This window comes from Streptomyces sp. NPDC098101 (genome assembly GCF_044760185.1).
GTDB lineage: Bacteria > Actinomycetota > Actinomycetes > Streptomycetales > Streptomycetaceae > Streptomyces.
Genome location: NZ_JBIWAS010000003.1, coordinates 735065 through 754827 on the forward strand (window position 1 = coordinate 735065; position 19763 = coordinate 754827).

The 19763-nt window shown below is 72.3% G+C and carries 16 protein-coding genes and 1 pseudogene; 11 read left to right on the forward strand and 6 right to left on the reverse strand.

The window, feature by feature from the left end:
* Positions 1 to 229: 229 nt before the first annotated feature.
* The 5 genes from ACIQVI_RS16415 to ACIQVI_RS16435 all read right to left on the reverse strand — a co-directional run bounded on the left by ACIQVI_RS16415 (position 230) and on the right by ACIQVI_RS16435 (position 3280).
* Positions 230 to 892, reverse strand: a complete 663-nt coding sequence (locus ACIQVI_RS16415; RefSeq protein WP_403595983.1) for a hypothetical protein — start codon at positions 890 to 892, stop codon at positions 230 to 232.
* A 9-nt stretch (positions 893 to 901) separates the two neighbouring features.
* Positions 902 to 1147 (reverse strand): hypothetical protein, encoded by a 246-nt coding sequence (locus tag ACIQVI_RS16420; RefSeq protein ID WP_403595986.1) that lies wholly within the window; start codon positions 1145 to 1147, stop codon positions 902 to 904.
* Positions 1148 to 1352: 205 nt separating this feature from the next.
* On the reverse strand, positions 1353 to 1592 hold the full coding sequence (locus ACIQVI_RS16425; RefSeq protein WP_403595989.1) for a hypothetical protein: 240 nt from the start codon (positions 1590 to 1592) through the stop codon (positions 1353 to 1355).
* 121 nt (positions 1593 to 1713) lie between these two features.
* Positions 1714 to 2241 (reverse strand): hypothetical protein, encoded by a 528-nt coding sequence (locus ACIQVI_RS16430; RefSeq protein ID WP_403595992.1) that lies wholly within the window; start codon positions 2239 to 2241, stop codon positions 1714 to 1716.
* Between the two features lie 70 nt (positions 2242 to 2311).
* Positions 2312 to 3280, reverse strand: coding sequence for a PDR/VanB family oxidoreductase (locus ACIQVI_RS16435; protein ID WP_403595995.1), 969 nt, complete (start codon positions 3278 to 3280; stop codon positions 2312 to 2314).
* 318 nt (positions 3281 to 3598) lie between these two features.
* On the opposite strand from ACIQVI_RS16435, the gene ACIQVI_RS16440 reads away from it, so the two are divergent.
* The 10 genes and pseudogenes from ACIQVI_RS16440 to ACIQVI_RS16485 all read left to right on the forward strand — a co-directional run bounded on the left by ACIQVI_RS16440 (position 3599) and on the right by ACIQVI_RS16485 (position 18133).
* Positions 3599 to 4774: a trans-sulfuration enzyme family protein gene (locus tag ACIQVI_RS16440; protein ID WP_403595998.1), complete on the forward strand. Its 1176-nt coding sequence runs from the start codon at positions 3599 to 3601 to the stop codon at positions 4772 to 4774.
* A gap of 120 nt (positions 4775 to 4894) precedes the next feature.
* Positions 4895 to 5923, forward strand: coding sequence for an SGNH/GDSL hydrolase family protein (locus ACIQVI_RS16445; protein ID WP_351970302.1), 1029 nt, complete (start codon positions 4895 to 4897; stop codon positions 5921 to 5923).
* 181 nt (positions 5924 to 6104) lie between these two features.
* Complete coding sequence (locus ACIQVI_RS16450; RefSeq protein WP_403596002.1) at positions 6105 to 8267, forward strand: iron-containing redox enzyme family protein; 2163 nt, start codon at positions 6105 to 6107, stop codon at positions 8265 to 8267.
* A gap of 137 nt (positions 8268 to 8404) precedes the next feature.
* Entirely contained in the window at positions 8405 to 10243 is a 1839-nt protein-coding gene (locus tag ACIQVI_RS16455) for a carbamoyltransferase (protein ID WP_351970304.1), read from the forward strand.
* Positions 10244 to 10294: 51 nt separating this feature from the next.
* Positions 10295 to 10441, forward strand: a complete 147-nt coding sequence (locus ACIQVI_RS16460; RefSeq protein WP_403596005.1) for a hypothetical protein — start codon at positions 10295 to 10297, stop codon at positions 10439 to 10441.
* A 92-nt stretch (positions 10442 to 10533) separates the two neighbouring features.
* The gene (locus ACIQVI_RS16465) at positions 10534 to 11355 is read left to right on the forward strand and encodes an AzlC family ABC transporter permease (protein WP_403596008.1); all 822 of its coding nucleotides are present in this window, start codon (positions 10534 to 10536) and stop codon (positions 11353 to 11355) included.
* Positions 11352 to 11684 carry an AzlD domain-containing protein gene (locus ACIQVI_RS16470; RefSeq protein ID WP_351970307.1) on the forward strand — a complete coding sequence of 111 codons (333 nt, stop codon included), beginning with the start codon at positions 11352 to 11354 and terminating at the stop codon, positions 11682 to 11684. The genes ACIQVI_RS16465 and ACIQVI_RS16470 overlap by 4 nt, the downstream gene beginning before the upstream one ends.
* Before the next feature lies 1 nt (position 11685).
* On the forward strand, positions 11686 to 12852 hold the full coding sequence (carA, locus tag ACIQVI_RS16475; RefSeq protein ID WP_403596011.1) for a glutamine-hydrolyzing carbamoyl-phosphate synthase small subunit: 1167 nt from the start codon (positions 11686 to 11688) through the stop codon (positions 12850 to 12852).
* A pseudogene (gene carB, locus ACIQVI_RS16480) lies at positions 12845 to 16144 on the forward strand (carbamoyl-phosphate synthase large subunit); the annotation flags it as partial. The gene carA and the pseudogene carB, both read left to right, overlap by 8 nt.
* 291 nt (positions 16145 to 16435) lie before the next feature.
* Positions 16436 to 18133, forward strand: coding sequence for a class I tRNA ligase family protein (locus tag ACIQVI_RS16485; RefSeq protein WP_403596014.1), 1698 nt, complete (start codon positions 16436 to 16438; stop codon positions 18131 to 18133).
* Positions 18134 to 18252: 119 nt separating this feature from the next.
* Here the strand turns inward: ACIQVI_RS16485 and ACIQVI_RS16490 are convergent, their stop codons facing one another.
* A complete protein-coding gene (locus tag ACIQVI_RS16490) occupies positions 18253 to 18414 on the reverse strand; it encodes a hypothetical protein (protein WP_403596016.1) in 162 nt (53 codons plus the stop codon).
* A 336-nt stretch (positions 18415 to 18750) separates the two neighbouring features.
* On the opposite strand from ACIQVI_RS16490, the gene ACIQVI_RS16495 reads away from it, so the two are divergent.
* Positions 18751 to 19734, forward strand: a complete 984-nt coding sequence (locus tag ACIQVI_RS16495) for a DUF6879 family protein (RefSeq protein ID WP_403596019.1) — start codon at positions 18751 to 18753, stop codon at positions 19732 to 19734.
* Positions 19735 to 19763 lie beyond the last annotated feature (29 nt).

Below are 19763 nucleotides of genomic sequence, written 5' to 3' on the forward strand. Positions count from 1 at the left end.
CTCCGGCCCGTAGCCAGTCCGCAGAACACCCGTAAATAGCCGTCGGGAGCCAAGGCGCGCCGTCCAGGAAGTCCCGGGCCAGGGTCCTGCGCAGGGCTCCGCCGCAGGTCAGGAGCTGCATCCAAGCATTCCGCTGCAATGCCTGACGCGTACGGCGAGAGGCCGCTCGGCCCGTGACGGAGTGGGCCGGGCGGCCTCTCATCGTGTCGGGCCCTCCTGCGCGGCGGGGTCAGTCGTCGTCCACGCCTCCCCGTAGGCCCCACTCGTCGAGGCCGGAGTAGATCATCGCGGTGCGGCCCCGGGGGAAGTCGAGGGCCTTGGCCTCTCCGTCGTAGAGGGCGACCAGTGAGTCGGGTCCGCGCCACCAGGTGTCGGTCAGGCCCCGTACTTCGCGCACCGGTGCGTAGCCGGTCAGGTCGATGCCGTCGACGTCGTCGCCGACGAGTTTGGTGACCTGTTGGGCCCACTTGGAGGCGTGGTACGTCAGGGCGAGCGATTCCACCCAGCCCTCGACGGTCGCGTGGAGGGGAGCCCACTTTCCCGCGTGGATGCCGAACTCGCCGGACGGGCCGATCATGAAGGAGTAGGGGACCGCGGTCCGCTGCATTCCGGCTTCGAACCACCACCCCGCGGAGTCCGCTTCGGGCGCGTCCGGATCGAGGTACTTGGGGCCTCCGTCGTACTTCGGCGCGGGTGGCAGGAGCAGACCGCCCCATCGCTCCTGGTAGGCCGTCATCCGGTCGATCGCCGAGGCCGGGACGTCCCGTTCGAGCCACCACTGCCTGTGCCCCTCGACGGGGCGGACGTCGACCTTGACGCCGTGCGCGGAGACGAAGGACCGCGCTCGTAAAGTCAGGCCGTCGGGCACGTGGTCGATGAGGTGAAGCCGCATCCGGGGATGCTACTCAGCGGGCCCGGGGCGCCGCCGACCCTCCACGTGCCGGGCGAGCGTCTGTATCGCGAGCTTCGCCTGGAAGAGGTCCCGGCGCTGTTCGTGCGTCAGGTGCGCGGGAAGGAGATCGGCCTGCTCCCAAGCCGCGCTCCTCAGCCGGCGGGCCAAGTCGAGCTGCCGGTGCCTCAGGGCGACCTTCAGGCCGAGGAGGCTCGCATCCAACTGCTTGAGGGCGGCCCGCTGCTTCTTCGGCAACTTCTTCCGTGGCGTCGGCTCCGCCGCGGCTCGCCGCTCTTCCCAGGCCGGGCCCCCGGTGAGCAGATGAACTCGAGGTCGACCCCTGTGCGTCATGAACTCTCCTGGCGGGCCACGCGGCATGTTCCGAGGCCACAGTGTCTCCCGTACCGGACGGCAAGAGAGGATCTCTCGGAGGGTGAGAAAGCCGTCTCTCTGCCAGCGGTCAAGAGCCGTGGGTGGGGCCGGCCCCGGCGGTGTCGCGGATCCGCCTGGTGCGGCCGAGTTCAGCGAGGATTTCCACGGCCTCGGTGTTCGTCCCGGCGGCGGTCTTGAGCTGGAGCCAGTCGGACGATGCGAGGAGGTCGTCCGGCCACCGGGGCAGCCCGAGCGTGACGGCGCGGAAGAGGGACCGTTCCCGCAGGCGCCGGACCAGGAAGGGGCGGTCGGCCGTGGCCTCGGTCATCGCCCGCGCCCACTCCTCGTAGGCGGGCCGGGGTGGAGGTCGGCGGCTCGGCGGTCCAGGCGCCGCGGTACGGCGCACCGGGCCATGGTCCCGTCCGGGTGCCACGGGATGTCGTGGGCGTTCACGCGGTCCGCCCCTCGCGTTCGGCCCAGGGGTGGCGCTCGTAGGAGGGCTCGGGTGCCGTGAAGCCGAGACCGTTCTCGTCGAGCGCGTTGAAGACGGTGACCCGGCCGTGCGGGAAGACGAACCCGACGGCCACCGTCCCCCAGGCCGCGTCGTCACCGCGCCACTCCAGGAGCTCGACGTCCTGGAGCACCCGGCCCTGGAGCGAGGCCAGGGCCGGCACCGCGTCGTGGCGCCAACGCAGGTCGAAGCCCGGCCAGTGGGCGGACCCCCGGGGAGCGAGGGAGTTCCAGCCCACCGCGAGGTCGTCGAACTTCCGGTGCTGGATCTCGACCTGCTCCCCGCCGAAGTCGAGCAGCACGGGACCGTCCGCGAACCACGTGTCGTCCGCGACGTCCCAGAGCAGCCAGGCCTGTACCAGCGTCCTCCCCACGAGCGCGCGCAGACGGTCGCCGTGGCGGGCGGCGATCGCGGCGCGGCCGCGCAGCCACTCGGGGGCGTAGGTCTCGATGTCGAAGTCGAACACCGGGGCATTGTGCCAAGCGCGTGACGGGGCGCTCCGTCGGTGGACGGCCCTCGCCGGGCCCACCCCCTCCCTACAGATCCAACGTCAGACGCGCACTCCTCGAACGGCCCACGCAGATCATCATCGTCGTGCCCGTCTCCCGTTCCTCGTCCGTGAGGAGCATGTCGTGGTGGTCCGGGGTGCCCGCGAGGACCTTTGTTTCGCAGGTGCCGCAGAGGCCCTGTTCGCAGGAGGAGGGGACGTTCGGGACCGCTTCGCGGATCACGTCGAGGAGGGTGCGGTCGGCGGGGACGTGGAGGGTCGTTCCGGTGCGGTGGAGTTCCACCTCGAAGCCTCCGTCGGACGGGGGGAGGTCGGGCCGGTCCGGGGCGCGGAAGCGCTCCAGGTGCAGGGCGCCCGGCGGCAGCAGGCGGTCCGTGCGGTTCCGTACCGCCTCCAGCAGGCCCTCCGGGCCGCAGCAGTAGACCGCCGTGTCCGGCGGGAGTCCCGTCAGCGCGCGGTCCAGGTCCGGCAGGCCGTGGCTGTCCTGCGGCCACAGGACGACCTCCCCGCCGCGCAGCGCGGACAGTTCCGGCCGGAAGGCCATGGTGTCCAGGGAGCGGCCGCCGTAGAGGAGCGACCAGGGCGGCGCGTCCGGGCGGTCCGACAGTGCGCGGAGCATCGGCAGGACGGGCGTGATGCCGATCCCGCCCGCCACGAACACGTACCGCGAGGCCGGCACCAGCGGGAAGTGGTTGCGCGGGCCGCGCACCGTCAGCCTCCGGCCGGTCAGCCCCGTCGTGTGCAGCTCCTCCGACCCGCCCCGGCCGTCCGCGACGCGCAGCACCGCGATCCGGTACGCGTCGCGGTCCCCGGGCCGGCCGCACAGCGAGTACGAGCGGACGAGGCCCGACGGCAGCTCGACGTCGACGTGCGCCCCCGGCGTCCACTCCGGCAGCGGGCCGCCGCCCGGGTCCGCCAGCGTGATCCCCAGGACCCCCTCTGCCTCCGGCTCCGCGCGGACGACCGTCAGCTCGCGCACCGGTTCTGCGGTGTTCATCGACGTACTGCCTCTCCTCGGCGTTCGTGGGCGACGGGCACCCATCCTGTGCCGCCCCGCCCGGCCGCGCCACGCCTCCTCCCCGGCACGAAAGTGCATCGCACGAAACTGCCGCGACAGCCGCCTCCACCAGTGGTTTTCCCGGTTCCCCGGGCGTTTTCTGGCACACCCGTGCCATGCATCTTCGTGGCACCCGGGAAGCGGTGACAGGCGGCCCGGACCGCGTGAAGCTGAGTTCCGCCGCAGTACGCCGAGTACGTCGATCACGCCGAGTACGCCGGGCGGACCGGCCCACCCGCACACCCCGAGAGGAACACCGTGCCGACACAGCTGCATCCGGAGACCCAGGCGATCCATGTAGGGATTCCCGATCTGGGTGGGGCCCGGCCGCTGAACACGCCGCTCTACCAGACCGCCAACTTCGGCTACGACGACCCCGAGGACCTGGCCGAGGCCATCAACAGCCCGGAGTCGTTCGCCTACCTGCGCAACTCCAACCCCACGGTGCGCACCCTGGAGGACGCCGTCTCCGCCCTCGAAGGCGCCGCCGCCAGCCTCGCCGCCTCCAGCGGCATGGGCGCGATCCACACGGTGCTGCACACCCTGCTCGGCAGCGGCGACCACGTCATCGTCCAGAAGCACCTGTACGGCGGGACGTTCGCCCTGCTGCGCGACCTCTCCACCCGCTACGGCGTGGACGTCACCTACGTCGACGGACGCGACGCGGCCGAGGTCACCGAGGCCCTGCGGCCCACCACCAAGGTCCTGTACCTGGAGACCCTCTCCAACCCCACCGCCCAGGTCACCGACCTGCCCGCCTTCTTCGCCGCCGGCCGGGCCGCCGGGCTGACCTGCGTGGTCGACAACACCTTCGCCACCCCGATCGGCTGCCGGCCGATCTCCCTCGGCGCCGACGTGGTGGTGCACTCCTCCACCAAGTTCCTCTCCGGCCACTGCGACGTCCTCGGCGGCATCGCCTCCTTCGCCGACGCCGCCCTGCACCGCCGGGTGTGGTCCCGCTCGCTGGAGACCGGCACCATCGCCGACCCGTTCGCCGCCTGGCTGACCCTGCGTGGACTCGCCACCCTGGGGCTGCGGATGCGCCGCCACCACGAGAACGCCGACGGCCTCGCCGCGTTCCTGTCCGGCCACCCGCGGATCGCCGAGGTGCACTGGCCCGGACTCCCCGGCCACCCCGGCCACGAGCTGGCCCGGCGCCTGCTGCCCGACGGGTACGGCGGCGTCCTGGCCATCGACGTCGAGGGCGGCCGCAAGGAGACGATCGAGTTCACCCGGCGGCTGCGGCTCGCCGACCGCGCCGTCTCCCTCGGCGGCTTCAAGACCCTCGTGCAGCAGCCCTCCGCCACCTCCCACCGCTCGATGGACGCCGAAGGGCTGCGCACCATCGGGATCACGGAGGGGACGGTCCGCATCGCCGTCGGCCTCGAACACCTCGACGACCTGAAGGCGGACTTCGCCCAGGCGCTGGACTGACCCCCCGATCCCGGGCCCCGGACGCCCCGATCCCGGGCCCCGGACCCCGGACACGTCGACCCCGGCCCCCGGACACGCCGATCCGCCGCCCGCCCCGCACCCGTAAGGAGCACCCCGCACATGTCCCACCGCGCCACCCTGACCCCGCAGATGCTGCAGTACTCCGAGAAGTTCGACGACCGCGGCGACATCCGCTGGATGCCGTACCTCATGTACTTCCACGCCGCCGGCCACCGCTCCGACGTCGTCAACACCGACCGGCTCGGCTTCCGCCTCTCCCACGGTCCGGACGGGCGGACCGCCTCGGTCGGCGGGCCGCTCCCCGAGGGGCCGGTCCGGCTGTTCGCCGGCAGCTCCACCTCGTTCGGCATCGGCGCCAGTGCCGACCGCCACACCCTGCCCTCGCGGCTGTGGAGCGAGCACGCCCCGTCCCTGCCGTGGCTCAACTTCGCCGGCCGCAGCCACAACTCCACCCAGGAACTACTCCTCTTCACCCTCTACCGCCACCTGCTCCCGCAGGTCGACGAGATCGTCCTCTTCTCCGGCTTCAACGACCTCGGTCTGAGCCGGCTGCCCTCCTCCGTGCGCGGCGACAGCGGCGCGTTCTTCAACTGCAACGACTTCTACGGGCAGATGGAGGAGCTGCGCACCCGCAACCGCAAGGCGTCCGGCGGGCGCGGCCTGTTCGGCGGCCGCGGCCGGCCGGCCCCCGAGCCCGTCGACACCCGGGTCCCGGACCTCTCGGAGCAGATCGACATCGGCTCCGACACGACCCTGCGCCACCTGGACGGCTGGCGGCTGCTGGCCGAGGGCATGGGCGCGAAGCTGACCTTCGTGCTCCAGCCGCTGGCCACCTGGGTCCGCGAGGAGCCCGCCCCGCAGGAGAAGCTGATCTTCGAGGAGCTCGACAGGATCTCCAACTTCGGCGCGGTCTACGGCGACATCTCGTCCATGGACGCCCGGGAGACCTACTCCAAGGCCCTCCAGGCCGGCTGCGAGCGGATGGGCGTGCGCTACCTCGACAGCAACCCGGTCATCGCCGACGCGATCGGCAAGGACGACTGGCTCTTCGTCGACCGCATCCACTTCACCGACGAGGGCCACGACCTCGTCGCCGGCCTCCTCGCCAGGGAACTCGGCCTCCGCTGACCCCCGTCACCTCCACCTCATAAGGACACCGTCATGACCCTCCTGCGCAACCTCGTCAACAAGCTCCTCGGCCGCCGGCCGAAGCCGAAGAACGACGCCTCCATCTACCCGATGTTCTGACCGGTCCCCGACCGGAACCCCCGCACCCGAGAGACCCGAGAGACCGAGAGAGAGGAACGACGTGGCAGCGCCCACCGTGGCCGCGGTACCGACCCGCCCCACCGGCCCGGACCCCACCCCCGCCGCCGAACCCGCCAGGGCCGTCTACGGCAGAGTCGTGGACCCCGAGGCGGCCCTGCCCGCCGGCCGTCTGCCCGGCCAGATCCGCGCCGAGCTCACCGCGGGCCCGGACCCGGACGGCAGCCTGGACGACCTGCGGCAGCGGGCGGCCGACTGGTCGGCGACGGAGGCCCTGCGGTTCCAGGAGCTCGTCGGCCCGCTCGACCCCGGCACCCGGGCCGTGCTCGTCCGGCGCGCCGCGCTGGCCTGCGCGCCGCTCGCGCTGATGTCCGGCGCCTGGCTGCAGTGGCTCAGCTCCCCGGGCAACGGGGACGACCCCGCCGTCCTGGCCGTCCTCGCGCTGTACGCGTCGGACCTCGGCGTCGGCGACCCGCGCGCCTCGCGCGGCGACGCCTACCTGCCGGTGCTGCGGCACCTGGGCGTCTCCGAGAACGCCGTGCCCGCCGGCCGGCTCGCGGCCGACCAGCGCCTGGACGACGGCCACTTCCGCCTCCCGGCCCTGCTGCTCGCCATGAGCCGCCGCCCGGACGACTTCCTGCCGGAGATCCTCGGCGCCGACCTGTGCCTGCGGTCGGCGGGCCTGCTGCCGGCCCTCGCGCCGGTACGGACCGAGCTGCCGGCGGTCACCCGCTGGGAGACCGTCGACCCCGCCACCGGGCGCGGCACGGGCCCCGCCGGCGCCGACCTGGCCCTGACCGCGGTGCGGCGGGTCGTCGAGCGGGACGGCGAGGACGCCCGCGTACGGGTCGCCACCGGCTTCCGCTGGGCGCTGGCCGCCCTCCGGGAGTGGACGCGGCGGGTGTACGACGAGCTGGCTGCCGCCGTCGACCCGGCGTTCGAGATGGCCGAGCTGATGCGGCAGCGGGCCCGCGAGGGCGCGGTGTACCACCACGGGTTCCCCCTGGAGGGGCGGCCGCTCGCCGACTGGCTGAAGGAGTGCCAGACCGACCCGCGGCCCATGCTGGGGGCGCTGTCCCGCAGCCGTCTGGTGCGCCCCGGCGACCCGGGCAGGAGCATGTTGGTCAACGGCCTGGTGGGGGAGAACGGCCAGATGTTCCGGGTGTTCTCGCCCGAGGACCTGGACGTGGTGCGCCGGTGGATCGGCTCCCTGCCCGGGCCCGCCGTCGGCACCCCCGAGGGCGGCGCGGCCCTCGCCCCGTCCCGGCCGCTCGGCCTCACCGCCTGGCGGGCCGAGTCCGACGGGCGGCCCCCGGCGGACCTGCGGGAGGCCTACCACCTGCTCCTGAACCGCACCGACACGCCCGCCGTGCGCGCCTGGGCCCACGAGTACGCGCACGGCTGGCTCGGCCGGTCGCGGCACGGCATGGACGAGGCGGAGATGCCGCTGCCGCAGCGGTGGACGCCGAGGGGCCTGCGGCCCTGGCTGGTGGACATGCACGACCGGCACAGCGAGGCGTTCGAGCAGGGCACCGCGCAGGAGCTGCCCAGCCGCGAGGCGCTCGTCGACTCCACCGTGCAGCTCGCCCCGCTCACCCTGATCGACGGGGCCTGGATCATGGGCTTCACCGACTACGAGCACGCCTCGTCGGAGATCGGGCACTCCCTCTTCGACACCTACTGGGACGAGCTGGGCAACGGCGAGGCGGACCTGAACCACCCGCTCATCTACCGCGAGGTGCTCACCGAGATGGGCGCCGACCTGCCGCCCACCGCCGACCGCGCGTTCGCGGAGTGGGAGGGCTTCCGGGACTCCTCCTTCGAGCTTCCGGTGTACTGGCTGAGCATCGGCCGGTTCCCGCAGACCTTCATGCCCGAGGTGCTCGGCCTGAACCTGGCGATGGAGCTCTCCGGCGTCGGCGGCACCTACCGGCGGGCCCGGCTCGCCCTGAAGAAGTACGGGTTCAGCACCCGCTTCGTCGACATCCACAACACCGTGGACAACGTGGCCACCGGGCACTCCGCGTGGGCCGCCGACGCCATCGACACCTACCTCTCGTCCCTCACGGTCTCCCAGGGCGCGGGCGCGCTGGACGCCGCCTGGGCGCGCGTGCGCACCGGATACCGCTCGCTCAACCCGCCGACGGGCTTCCGGGCCCGCCAGGCCGCGCGCCGGGCCGTCCGCTCGGCGGGCAAGCCCCGCTGACCCGGCCACCCGGCTGCCTACTGACCCGGCCGCCCGCCGGACCGCCCGCCTCACCCCGCAGGTCCCGCAGGTCCCGACCCCATCGACGTACCCCACCGTCGCACCCCACCGACGCACCCACCCCGAGGAGCACTCCCATGCCCGATCTGATCCTGGGCATAGCCGCCTACTACCACGACAGCGCGGCTGCCCTGATCGTCGACGGCGTCCCCGTGGCCGCCGCCCAGGAGGAGCGGTTCAGCCGCGTCCGGCACGACTCGGCCTTCCCCGCCAACGCCATCCGCTACTGCCTGGACGAGGCGGGCGTCACCCTCGACGACGTCTCCGCCGTCGCCTACTACGAGGACCCGGAGCTGAAGTGGCGCCGCGTCCTCACCACCTTCGCCGGCGCCGCGCCGGGCGGCTTCCCCTCCTTCCGCGACACCCTCCCCGGCTGGCTGAAGTGGAAGCGCCGCACCGCCGACGTGGTGCGCGGCGAGCTGGCCGACCTGGGCCTCGGCCGGGTCCCCGAGCTGCACGTCCGCCGGCACCACGAGTCGCACGCCGCCTCGGCGTTCTACCCGAGCCCCTACGAGTCCGCCGCCGTGCTGTGCATCGACGGGGTCGGCGAATGGGCCACCACCACCCTGTGGCACGGCCGCGGCAACGAGCTGAAGGCCGTCTCCGAGATCCGCTTCCCGCACTCCCTCGGCCTGCTGTACTCGGCGTTCACCTACTTCTGCGGCTTCAAGGTCGACTCGGGCGAGTACAAGCTGATGGGCCTCGCCCCCTACGGCAAGCCCCGCTACGCGCAGCTGATCCGCGAGAAGCTGATCGACATCAAGCCGGACGGCTCCTTCCGGCTCGACATGGAGTACTTCGAGTACCTGCGCGGGCAGGTGATGACCGGGCGCGGCTTCGAGAAGCTCTTCGGCGGACCCCGGCGCGCCCCCGAAGGGCCGCTCACCGAGCGGGAGTTCGACCTCGCGGCCTCGGTGCAGCAGGTCACCGAGGAGGTCGTCCTGCTCCTCGCGAAGCACGCCCGCGAGGTCACGGGCGAGCGCCACCTGGTGATGGCCGGCGGAGTGGCCCTGAACTGCGTCTCCAACGGAAAGATCATCAACGCGGGGATCTTCGACGAGGTGTGGGTCCAGCCCGCGGCCGGCGACGCGGGCGGCGCGCTCGGCGCGGCCCTCGCCGTCGCCTCGGACCGGGGCGCCGGGCGCGACCACCTCGGCAACGGCACGGACGGCATGTCCGGCTCGCTGCTCGGCCCGGAGTTCGACGACGAGGCGATCGCGGCCTACCTGGACGGCCAGGGCGTCCCGTACACCCGTCTCACCCCCGGGGAGCTGGCCCGGCAGACCGCGGCGGAGCTGGCCGACGGGAAGATCGTCGGCTGGTTCCAGGGCCGGATGGAGTTCGGGCCCCGGGCGCTGGGCGCCCGGTCGATCATCGGCGACCCGCGCGACCCGGTCATGCAGTCCGCCATGAACCTCAAGATCAAGTTCCGGGAGTCGTTCCGGCCCTTCGCCCCCTCGGTGCTCGCCGAGGACGCCAAGGACTACTTCGAACTCCACCAGGAGAGCCCGTACATGCTGGTGGTCACCGGCGTCTCGCCCGCCCAGCGGATCGAGACCGAGACGGGGGACGAGGGCGTCAGCGGACTCGACCTGCTCAAGGTCCAGCGCTCCACCATCCCGGCCGTCACCCACGTCGACCACTCGGCCCGGGTGCAGACCGTCACCGCCGAGCGGAACGCCCCGTACCACCGCCTGCTCACCGAGTTCAAGGAGCGGACCGGCTGCTCCGTCCTGGTCAACACCTCCTTCAACGTGCGCGGCGAACCGATCGTCGCCACCCCCGCCGAGGCGTACGCCTGCTTCATGCGGACCAACATCGACCGCCTCGCCGTCGGCAACTTCCTGCTCCGCAAGGAGGACCAGCCGGTCTGGCAGGAAGAGACCGACTGGCGAGACGAAATCCCCCTCGACTGACCGGAAAAGCGTCAGAAACCGTCAGAAAGCTACAGAAAGGGCGTACGAGCCGTGCGTACCGTACTCCTGGCCATCGTCTACTACCTGGTGGTCACCCCCATCGGCCTCCTGGCGAGGGCGGTCCGCGACCCGCTCACCCGGGCCGTCGACCCCGAGGCCGCCAGTTACTGGGCCGAACCCATCCCGTCAGCGGTCTGAGTCCCGCCGGCAACCGGGGGGAGAGGGACCACCGAACCCCCTCTCCCCCCGGACGCCCGGGCCCCCACGAACACGAACTCGCAGGAGAGACCATGCGCGCATCGCCGCCCCCCACAGAACGGACGGACCACCGGCAGCCGGAAGGAGGCTTCGGGGAGGCCGTCCGGCTCACCGTGCCCGTCGCCATGGCCTACATCCCGCTGGGAGTGGCGTTCGGCGTGCTGCTGACCGCGAGCGGCATCAACTGGTACTGGGCCCCGCTCTCCACCCTGCTGATCTACGCGGGATCCATCGAATTCCTCGCCGTCGGCTTCATGGTGGCCGGACTGCCGCTCTACCAGGTCGCGTTCACCTCGCTGATCGTGAACTTCCGGCACATCTTCTACGGCCTGTCCTTCCCGATCGACCGGCTGCGCGGGAAGACGCGGAAGGCGTACGGCGTCTTCGCCCTGACCGACGAGACCTACGGCATCACCTCCGCCGGCCCCGGAATGCACCTGACCGGCCGGCAGATCACCGTCCTCCAAGTGGTCAGCCACGTCTGGTGGTTCCTCGGCGCGCTGCTCGGCGCCCTGCTCGGCCAGGTGATCCCGGAGAGCGTGAAGGGCTTCGAGTTCGCCCTCACCGCCATGTTCCTGACCCTCGCGGTCAACGCGGTCCGCACCAGCCGGAGCGCGACCCTCGTCCTGCTCGCCCTGGGCGCCGGAGCGATCGGCTACCTCGTGGACCGGTACGTGGTCGGGGAGTCGTTCCTCATCGTGAGCCTGCTGCTCTACGTGGTCGTCATCAGCGCCATGTACCGGAAGGACCGGGGCAGGAGCACGGACACCGAAGGGCCCGCGAGCACCGGCGGACTCACCGACACCGAAGGCCTCACGGACACCGACGAGAACAACAAGGAGCAGGCGAAGTGAACACCCTCTCCGACGCGCACGCCTTCGCCGTCGTCGGCGTGATCGCCCTGGTGACCCTGGCCCTCCGGGCCGCCCCCTTCGTCGTCCTGGGGAAGCTGGCCGCGAACGGCTACCTGCGCTACCTCGGCGAGAAGATGCCGACCGGCGTGATGGTGCTCCTCGTGGCGTACACCATCAAGGACCTCGACGTGACCGTCTACCCCTTCGGGCTGCCGAAACTGGTCTCGCTCGCCGTGGCGGCGGTCATGTACTGGAAGACGGACAACGCCCTGCTGTCGATCGGCGGCGGCGTCGCGCTGTACATGGTTCTCGTCAACGGGGTGATCTGACATGGGGACGCGACGAGAGGCCGGCGGGACCGGGGGCGCGGTGCTCGTCCTGGAGGACGGCCGCAGTTTCCGCGGCCGCGCCTACGGGGCCGTGGGCGAGACGTTCGGAGAGGCGGTCTTCAACACCGGCATGACCGGCTACCAGGAGACCCTGACCGACCCGTCGTACCACCGGCAGGTCGTGGTGATGACCGCCCCGCACGTCGGCAACACCGGCGTCAACGACGAGGACCCCGAGTCCGGCCGCATCTGGGTCTCCGGCTACGTCGTCCGCGACCCCGCCCGCGTCTCCTCCAACTGGCGCGCGAAGCGCTCGCTGGACGAGGAGCTGGAGCGCCAGGGCGTCGTCGGGATCTCCGGCGTCGACACCCGCGCCCTCACCCGCCACCTGCGCGAGCGCGGCGCCATGCGCGTCGGCATCTTCTCCGGCGACGCGGTCGGGGACGAGGCCGCGCTCCTCGAACGGGTCCGGCAGTCCCCGCCGATGAAGGGCGCGGACCTCTCCGCCGAGGTCGCCACGGCCGAGCCGTACGTCGTCCCGGCCGTCGGCGAGAAGCGGTTCACCGTCGCGGCGATCGACCTCGGCGTCAAGGGCATGACCCCGCAGCGGATGGCCGAGCGCGGCATCGAGGTCCACGTCCTGCCCGCCACCGCCACGCTGGACCAGGTGTACGCGGTGGCGCCGGACGGGGTCTTCGTGTCCAACGGCCCCGGGGACCCCGCCACGGCGGACCTGACGGTGGTCAAGGGAGTACTGGAACGCGGAACGCCGCTGTTCGGCATCTGCTTCGGACACCAGCTGTTCGGCCGGGCGCTCGGCTTCGGCACGTACAAGCTGAAGTACGGCCACCGGGGCGTCAACCAGCCGGTCCAGGACCGCACCACCGGCAAGGTCGAGGTCACCGCGCACAACCACGGCTTCGCCGTGGACGCGCCGCTGGACGGCCCGGTGGACACGCCGTTCGGCCGGGCGGAGGTCACCCACGTGTGCCTGAACGACCGGGTGGTCGAGGGCCTGCGCCTCCTCGACCGGCCGGCCTTCTCGGTGCAGTACCACCCCGAGGCGGCGGCGGGCCCGCACGACGCCGCGTACCTCTTCGACCGCTTCGTATCCCTGATGGAGACCGCCCGCATGGAGACCGCCCGCATGGAGGCCGAGCGTGCCTAAGCGCACCGATATCCAGTCCGTCCTGGTCATCGGCTCCGGCCCGATCGTGATCGGCCAGGCCGCCGAGTTCGACTATTCGGGTACGCAGGCGTGCCGGGTGCTGAAGGCCGAGGGCCTGCGGGTGATCCTGGTGAACTCCAACCCGGCCACGATCATGACCGACCCGGAGATCGCCGACGCCACCTATGTCGAGCCGATCACTCCCGAGTTCGTCGAGAAGATCATCGCCAAGGAGCGCCCCGACGCCCTTCTGCCCACCCTCGGCGGCCAGACCGCGCTGAACACCGCGATCTCCATGCACGAGCAGGGCGTCCTGGAGAAGTACGGGGTGGAGCTGATCGGCGCGAACGTCGAGGCGATCCACAAGGGCGAGGACCGCGACCTGTTCAAGGGCGTCGTCGAGGCCGTCAAGGGCAAGATCGGGCACGGCGAGTCCGCCCGCTCGGTGATCTGCCACTCGATGGACGACGTCCTCAAGGGCGTCGACACCCTCGGCGGCTACCCCGTCGTCGTCCGCCCCTCCTTCACCATGGGCGGCGCCGGCTCCGGCTTCGCCCACGACGAGGAGGAGCTGCGCCGCATCGCCGGCCAGGGCCTGACGCTCTCTCCCACCACCGAGGTGCTCCTGGAGGAGTCGATCCTCGGCTGGAAGGAGTACGAGCTGGAGCTGATGCGCGACAGGAACGACAACGTCGTGGTCGTCTGCTCCATCGAGAACTTCGACCCGATGGGCGTGCACACCGGCGACTCGATCACCGTCGCCCCGGCGATGACGCTGACCGACCGCGAGTATCAGCGGCTGCGGGACATCGGCATCGCGATCATCCGCGAGGTCGGGGTGGACACGGGTGGCTGCAACATCCAGTTCGCGGTGAACCCGGACGACGGCCGGATCATCGTCATCGAGATGAATCCGCGTGTGTCCCGGTCGAGTGCTCTGGCGTCGAAGGCGACGGGTTTCCCGATCGCCAAGATCGCGGCCCGTCTGGCCGTGGGCTACACGCTGGACGAGATCCCGAACGACATCACGGAGAAGACCCCGGCGTCCTTCGAGCCCACGCTCGACTACGTCGTGGTCAAGGTGCCGAGGTTCGCCTTCGAGAAGTTCCCGGCCGCCGATTCGACGCTGACGACCACGATGAAGTCGGTGGGCGAGGCGATGGCGATCGGCCGGAACTTCACCGAGGCCTTGCAGAAGGCCCTGCGGTCGGTGGAGCGGAAGGGGTCGCCGTTCGCTTTCACCGGGGAGCCGGGGGACAAGGCGGAGCTGCTGCGGGAGTCGGTCCGTCCGACCGACGGCCGGATCAACACCGTCATGCAGTCCATCCGCGCGGGTGCCACTCCGGACGAGGTCTTCGACGCGACGAAGATCGACCCGTGGTTCGTGGACCAGCTCTTCCTGATCCACGAGGTGGCCGGGGAACTCGCGGACGCGCACGAGATCACCCCGGAACTGCTGGCGTACGCGAAGCGGCACGGCTTCTCCGATGCCCAGATCGCGGAGATCCGGGGTCTGCGGGAGGACGTGGTCCGTGAGGTCCGGCACGCGCTCGGCGTCCGCCCGGTCTACAAGACGGTGGACACCTGTGCGGCGGAGTTCGCGGCGAAGACGCCGTACTTCTACTCCTCCTACGACGAGGAGTCGGAGGTCGCGCCGCGCGAGAAGCCGGCGGTCATCATCCTCGGCTCGGGTCCGAACCGGATCGGGCAGGGCATCGAGTTCGACTACTCGTGCGTCCATGCCTCCTTCGCGCTGAGCGAGGCGGGCTACGAGACCGTGATGGTCAACTGCAACCCCGAGACGGTCTCCACGGACTACGACACCTCCGACCGGCTGTACTTCGAGCCGCTGACGCTGGAGGACGTGCTGGAGATCGTCCACGCGGAGCAGCAGGCCGGGCCGGTCGCCGGTGTCGTCGTGCAGCTCGGCGGTCAGACCCCGCTCGGTCTGGCGCAGGCGCTCAAGGACAACGGCGTTCCGATTCTGGGTACTTCTCCGGAGGCCATCCACGCCGCCGAGGACCGGGGCGCCTTCGGGCAGGTCCTCGCCGATGCGGGGCTGCCCGCGCCCAAGTACGGCACCGCGTTCTCCTTCGAGGAGGCCGCGCGGATCGCCGGGGAGATCGGCTACCCGGTGATGGTGCGCCCGTCGTACGTCCTCGGTGGACGCGGGATGCAGATCGTGTACGACGAGCCGTCGCTCGCCACCTATCTGCGGCAGCACGCCGGGCTGATAGCCGAACACCCGGTGCTGGTCGACCGGTTCCTCGACGACGCGATCGAGATCGACGTGGACGCGCTCTACGACGGCGAGGAGCTCTACCTCGGCGGGGTGATGGAGCACATCGAGGAAGCCGGTATCCACTCCGGTGACTCGGCCTGCGCGCTGCCCCCGATCACCCTCGGAGGCCACGACATCAAGCGGCTGCGGGCCTCCACCGAGGCCATCGCCAAGGGCGTCGGGGTCCGTGGTCTGATCAACATCCAGTTCGCGATGGCCGGGGACATCCTCTACGTCCTGGAGGCCAACCCGCGTGCCTCGCGGACCGTGCCGTTCACCTCGAAGGCGACCGCGGTGCCGCTGGCGAAGGCGGCGGCCCGGATCTCGCTGGGTGCCACCATCGCCGAGCTGCGTGCGGAGGGCCTGCTGCCGAGGAACGGTGACGGCGGGACCCTGCCGTTCGACGCGCCGATCTCCGTCAAGGAGGCCGTCATGCCCTGGTCGCGTTTCCGCGACATCCACGGCCGGGGCGTGGACACCGTCCTGGGGCCGGAGATGCGGTCCACCGGTGAGGTGATGGGCATCGACTCGGTCTTCGGCACCGCCTACGCCAAGTCGCAGGCCGGCGCGTACGGGCCGCTGCCGACCAAGGGGCGGGCGTTCATCTCGGTCGCCAACCGGGACAAGCGCTCGATGATCTTCCCGGCCCGTGAGCTGGTCGCCCACGGCTTCGAGCTCCTGGCCACCTCCGGGACCGCCGAGGTCCTCAAGCGCAACGGGATCAACGCCACGATCGTGCGCAAGCTCAGCGAGGGCGAGGGCCCGAACGGCGAGAAGACGATCGTCCAGCTCGTCCACGACGGGGAGGTCGACCTCATCGTCAACACCCCCTACGGCACCGGCGGCCGTCTGGACGGCTACGAGATCCGTACCGCCGCCGTCGCCCGCGGCGTCCCGTGCCTGACCACCGTCCAGGCCCTCGCCGCAGCCGTCCAGGGCATCGACGCGCTCCGGAACCTCCCCGGCGAGGTCCGGTCGCTCCAGGAACACCACCGTGCGGTCCGCCGGGACGAGGACCGGGACCGGGACCGGGACCAGGGCTGGAACCAGGCACCGGTCGCCGGTGTCACACACCGCGTGGACCTGGTGGACCGGGTGGTCCTGGCGCCGGGGTCCGGGCACGACGCCCTGGCCGCCGAGCTGGAGACCGCGCTGACGCTCGACCCGGCGCCGAGGTTCCGCGAAGAGGCGGCGCTCGGCGCACGATGAGCCCCCGGCGCCCGCACGCGCCGCCCCTCCCTCCCCTCCTCCCTCCCCTCACGTTCCTCCCCCAGCCGCCGCACCTCCCGGGAATCCCCTGCCATGAACACGTATGTCGTCACCAGCGCCCCTCCGAGCCCCGACGCCGACCCGCACCTCGGGCGGCTCACCGGCTCGTTCCTCGGCGCCGACGTGCTCACCCGCCATCTGCGCCAGCGGGGCCACCACGTGCGGTACGTCGGCTACTGCGACGAGTACTCCCCCCGGGTCGCCTCCCGCGCCGCCGAGGCCGGGGTCACGCCGCACGCCCTCGCCCGGGTCGTCGGCGACCGGATCGCGGACGCCCTCGCGCTGGGCGCGATGCGCCCCGACTGGTTCACCCGGCCGCTCACCGACGCCGCGCACGCCCAGTGGGTGCGCCGGTTCTTCCTCGCGCTGTGGGAGGCGGGCGCGCTGGAGGCGCGGGAGCTGCCGGTCTTCCGCTGCGCCCCCTGCGACCGCTATCTGCACGGGGCCGACGTGCGCGGCGGCTGCCGGCACTGCGCGGCGCCCGTCGACGGCGCGTCCTGCGGCACCTGCGGGCTCCCGCAGGGCCCGGAGGAGCTGGTCGACCCCCGGTGCGCCGACTGCGGGACGGTCCCCGACACCGTCCTCCGGCGCCGGATCGCCTTTCCGCTGGAGCGCCACCGCGAGCGGCTCGTCGCGCACTACGCCGGGGCCCGGGACCGGGCCGGTGCCTTCCTGGACCGGCTGCTGGCCGCCGAACTGCCCGTCGTCCCGGTCAGCGGGGTGGCGGACCACGGCATTCCCGTGCCGCTGCCGGAGTGGGAGGGGCACGTCCTGGACACGGCGTTCAGCGGCGTCTGGGGCCTGTTCGCGGCCACCGAGCGGCTGGCCGAGGCGTACGGCGAGAAGGACGGGGCGCTGCCGCTGTGGTCCGACCCGGACACCCGGATCGTCTCCTTCACCGGTGTCGACCAGCTCTTCGCGCACGTCGTGCTGTGGCCCGCGCTGCTCCTCGCCGAGGGCACGCCGGGCCTGCCCGCCCGGGTGGTGGCGGGCGAGGACGTCCGGCCGAGGGACGCGGAGTCGAGCGCCGTGTGGGGCGTCGACTTCCTGCGCCGGACGAACGCCGACGCGCTGCGCTTCCACCTCTGTCTCACCGCGGCCGAACGAACGGAGGACGAGCCCTTCCCGAGCCACTCCTCTCCGAACCATCCTTCTTCGAACCACCCCTCTTCGAACCACCCCTCTCCGAACGGCTCCTCCCCGGCCGAGTTCTCCCTCGGCGAGTACGCCGACACCGTCGCCACCGTGCTGGCCGGCGGCCTGGAGACGTGGACCGACACCGTCCTCGACCTGCTCGCCGGGGACTTCCACCGCACGGTCCCCCCGGCCGCGCCGGACGGTCCGATGACGGCCGAGCGGCGCGACCTGACCCGGCGGATCGCGGACGCCCTCGCGCCCGGGACGTACGCGCCGGCGCGCGCCGCCGAGGCCCTGGCCGCCGTCGTGGAGCGGGCGCTGATCGACGTGCACCGGCTGCGGGTGCTCCGCGACGCCGGGCAGGAACGGGAGTACGCGACGGGGCTCGCCGCCCACGTCGAGCTGCTCGCCGCGTTCACGGTGACGGCGGCGCCGCTGATGCCCGGCTGGTCCGCCTTCCTCGCCGGGGAGCTGGGCATCGCCGTCGACCGGGAGACCCGGCTGCCGCTCTGGGCCGGCGAGGACGAGCGCCTCGTCCCGGCCGGGACGGTCCTGCCGGAGTCGGTGCCGGTGTACTTCCACGAGCAGGGGTGAGGGGCGGCCGACGCGCGACGGCCCGGGGCGGCCGCACCCGGTGTCGGATGCGGCGGCCTCGGGCCGTCGAGGAAAAGCGGGAAAGCGGGAAAGCGAAGGAGCCGGGGGAGCCGGGGGCGTCAGCCCCAGATGGGCTCCTCGTTCGCCGCCGCGACCTTGGCCGGGAAGCCGATCGCGAGCGCCGGACCGTCCTGCCGCTCCGCCGCGGTGGCCGTGCCGCCCAGGGCGACGAGGGCGAGGGCGACGGCGGTGACGGTGGTGGCGACGGCGGCGCGCAGCATGAGGTGTCCTTTGTTCGCTGGGTGACGGTTCGTGACTGCCGGTGTTCCCCGGCGGTACCGATACTGCCGCCGGGCCGGGCGCGCGGACAGGGAGATCGGCTGGCACGAACCGCCCCGGCACAACCGTGTCACCGGAGGCCGGACGTCCGCCCGTTGGACGTGCGTTGCGCCCTCGCGGTCCGTAACCGACACTGCAGTGCGGCGCGAACGAACGCCGTCGACGGGGGTCGCGCCGCACGACGAAACGAGAAGTCTTACGTCGCAGGGCGGCGACCGCCGAGGACGCCGGTCAGCACCGCCCGTCGCAGCGCTGTGACTTGTGGGGGAGCTGTCCACGTGCTGACTCCGTTCGGTCTCACGGAAGGGGCCGACCGGCTCTACCGGTTCGTCCTCGCCCAGCCGGGGTGCGACGCGGCGAAGGCCGCTGGGGAGTTCGGCGGTTCGGCGGACGCCCTGGACGAGGCGCTCCGGGAGCTGACGCGCCGGGAACTGCTCACGTCGGACGGGTCGGACCACGGCCGGCTGTACGTCGTGAACCCCAAGGCCGCCCTGGACACGCTGCTCGCGTTCCAGCAGGCCGAGATAGCCGAGCGCAACCGCACCCTGGCCCGCAGCCAGGCCGCCGCCGAGATGCTGCTCGCCCAGTACGCCGCGCAGCACGGCGGCGACGAGGAGCCGGAGGTCGAGCAGCTCCGCGGCGCCGAGGCCGTACGGGCCCGGATGACCGACCTGGTGCCGACCATGCACAAGGAGTCCCTGGCCTTCGTGCCCGGCGGCGCCCAGACCCCCGAGGTCCTCGCCGCGAGCAAGGTGACCAGCGCGGAGCCGCTGGCGCGCGGGGTGCGGATGCGCTCGGTGTACCTGGACTCCATCCGCAACGCCCCGGGCACCCTGGAGCACGCCCAGTGGCTCACCGAACGCGGCGCGGAGGTCCGTACCGTACCGGCGCTGCCCATGCGGCTGTGGATCAAGGACCAGGAACTGGCCATGGTGCCGATCGACCCGGCCGACAGCGCGGCCGGCGCGGTGCTGCTGCGCCAGCCCGGCGCGGTGGCGGCGTTCCTCGCGCTGTTCGAGACGGTGTGGGCGTCGGCGGTCCCGTTCGGCGAGGCCCCCCGGCGCAGCCTGGAGGACCCCGGCTCGCAGCCCCGCGAGCTGCTGCGCCTCCTGGCCCAGGGCTACACGGACGAGGCCGCGGCCCGCCGCCTGGGCATCTCCCTGCGCAGCGAGCGCCGCCTGATCTCGGAGCTGATGGAGAAACTGGGCGCCCAGAGCCGCTTCCAGCTGGGCCAGCGCGCGGTCGAGAACGGCTACATCTGAGCGCGCCCCGCCCGCGCCCCGGCCCGCGC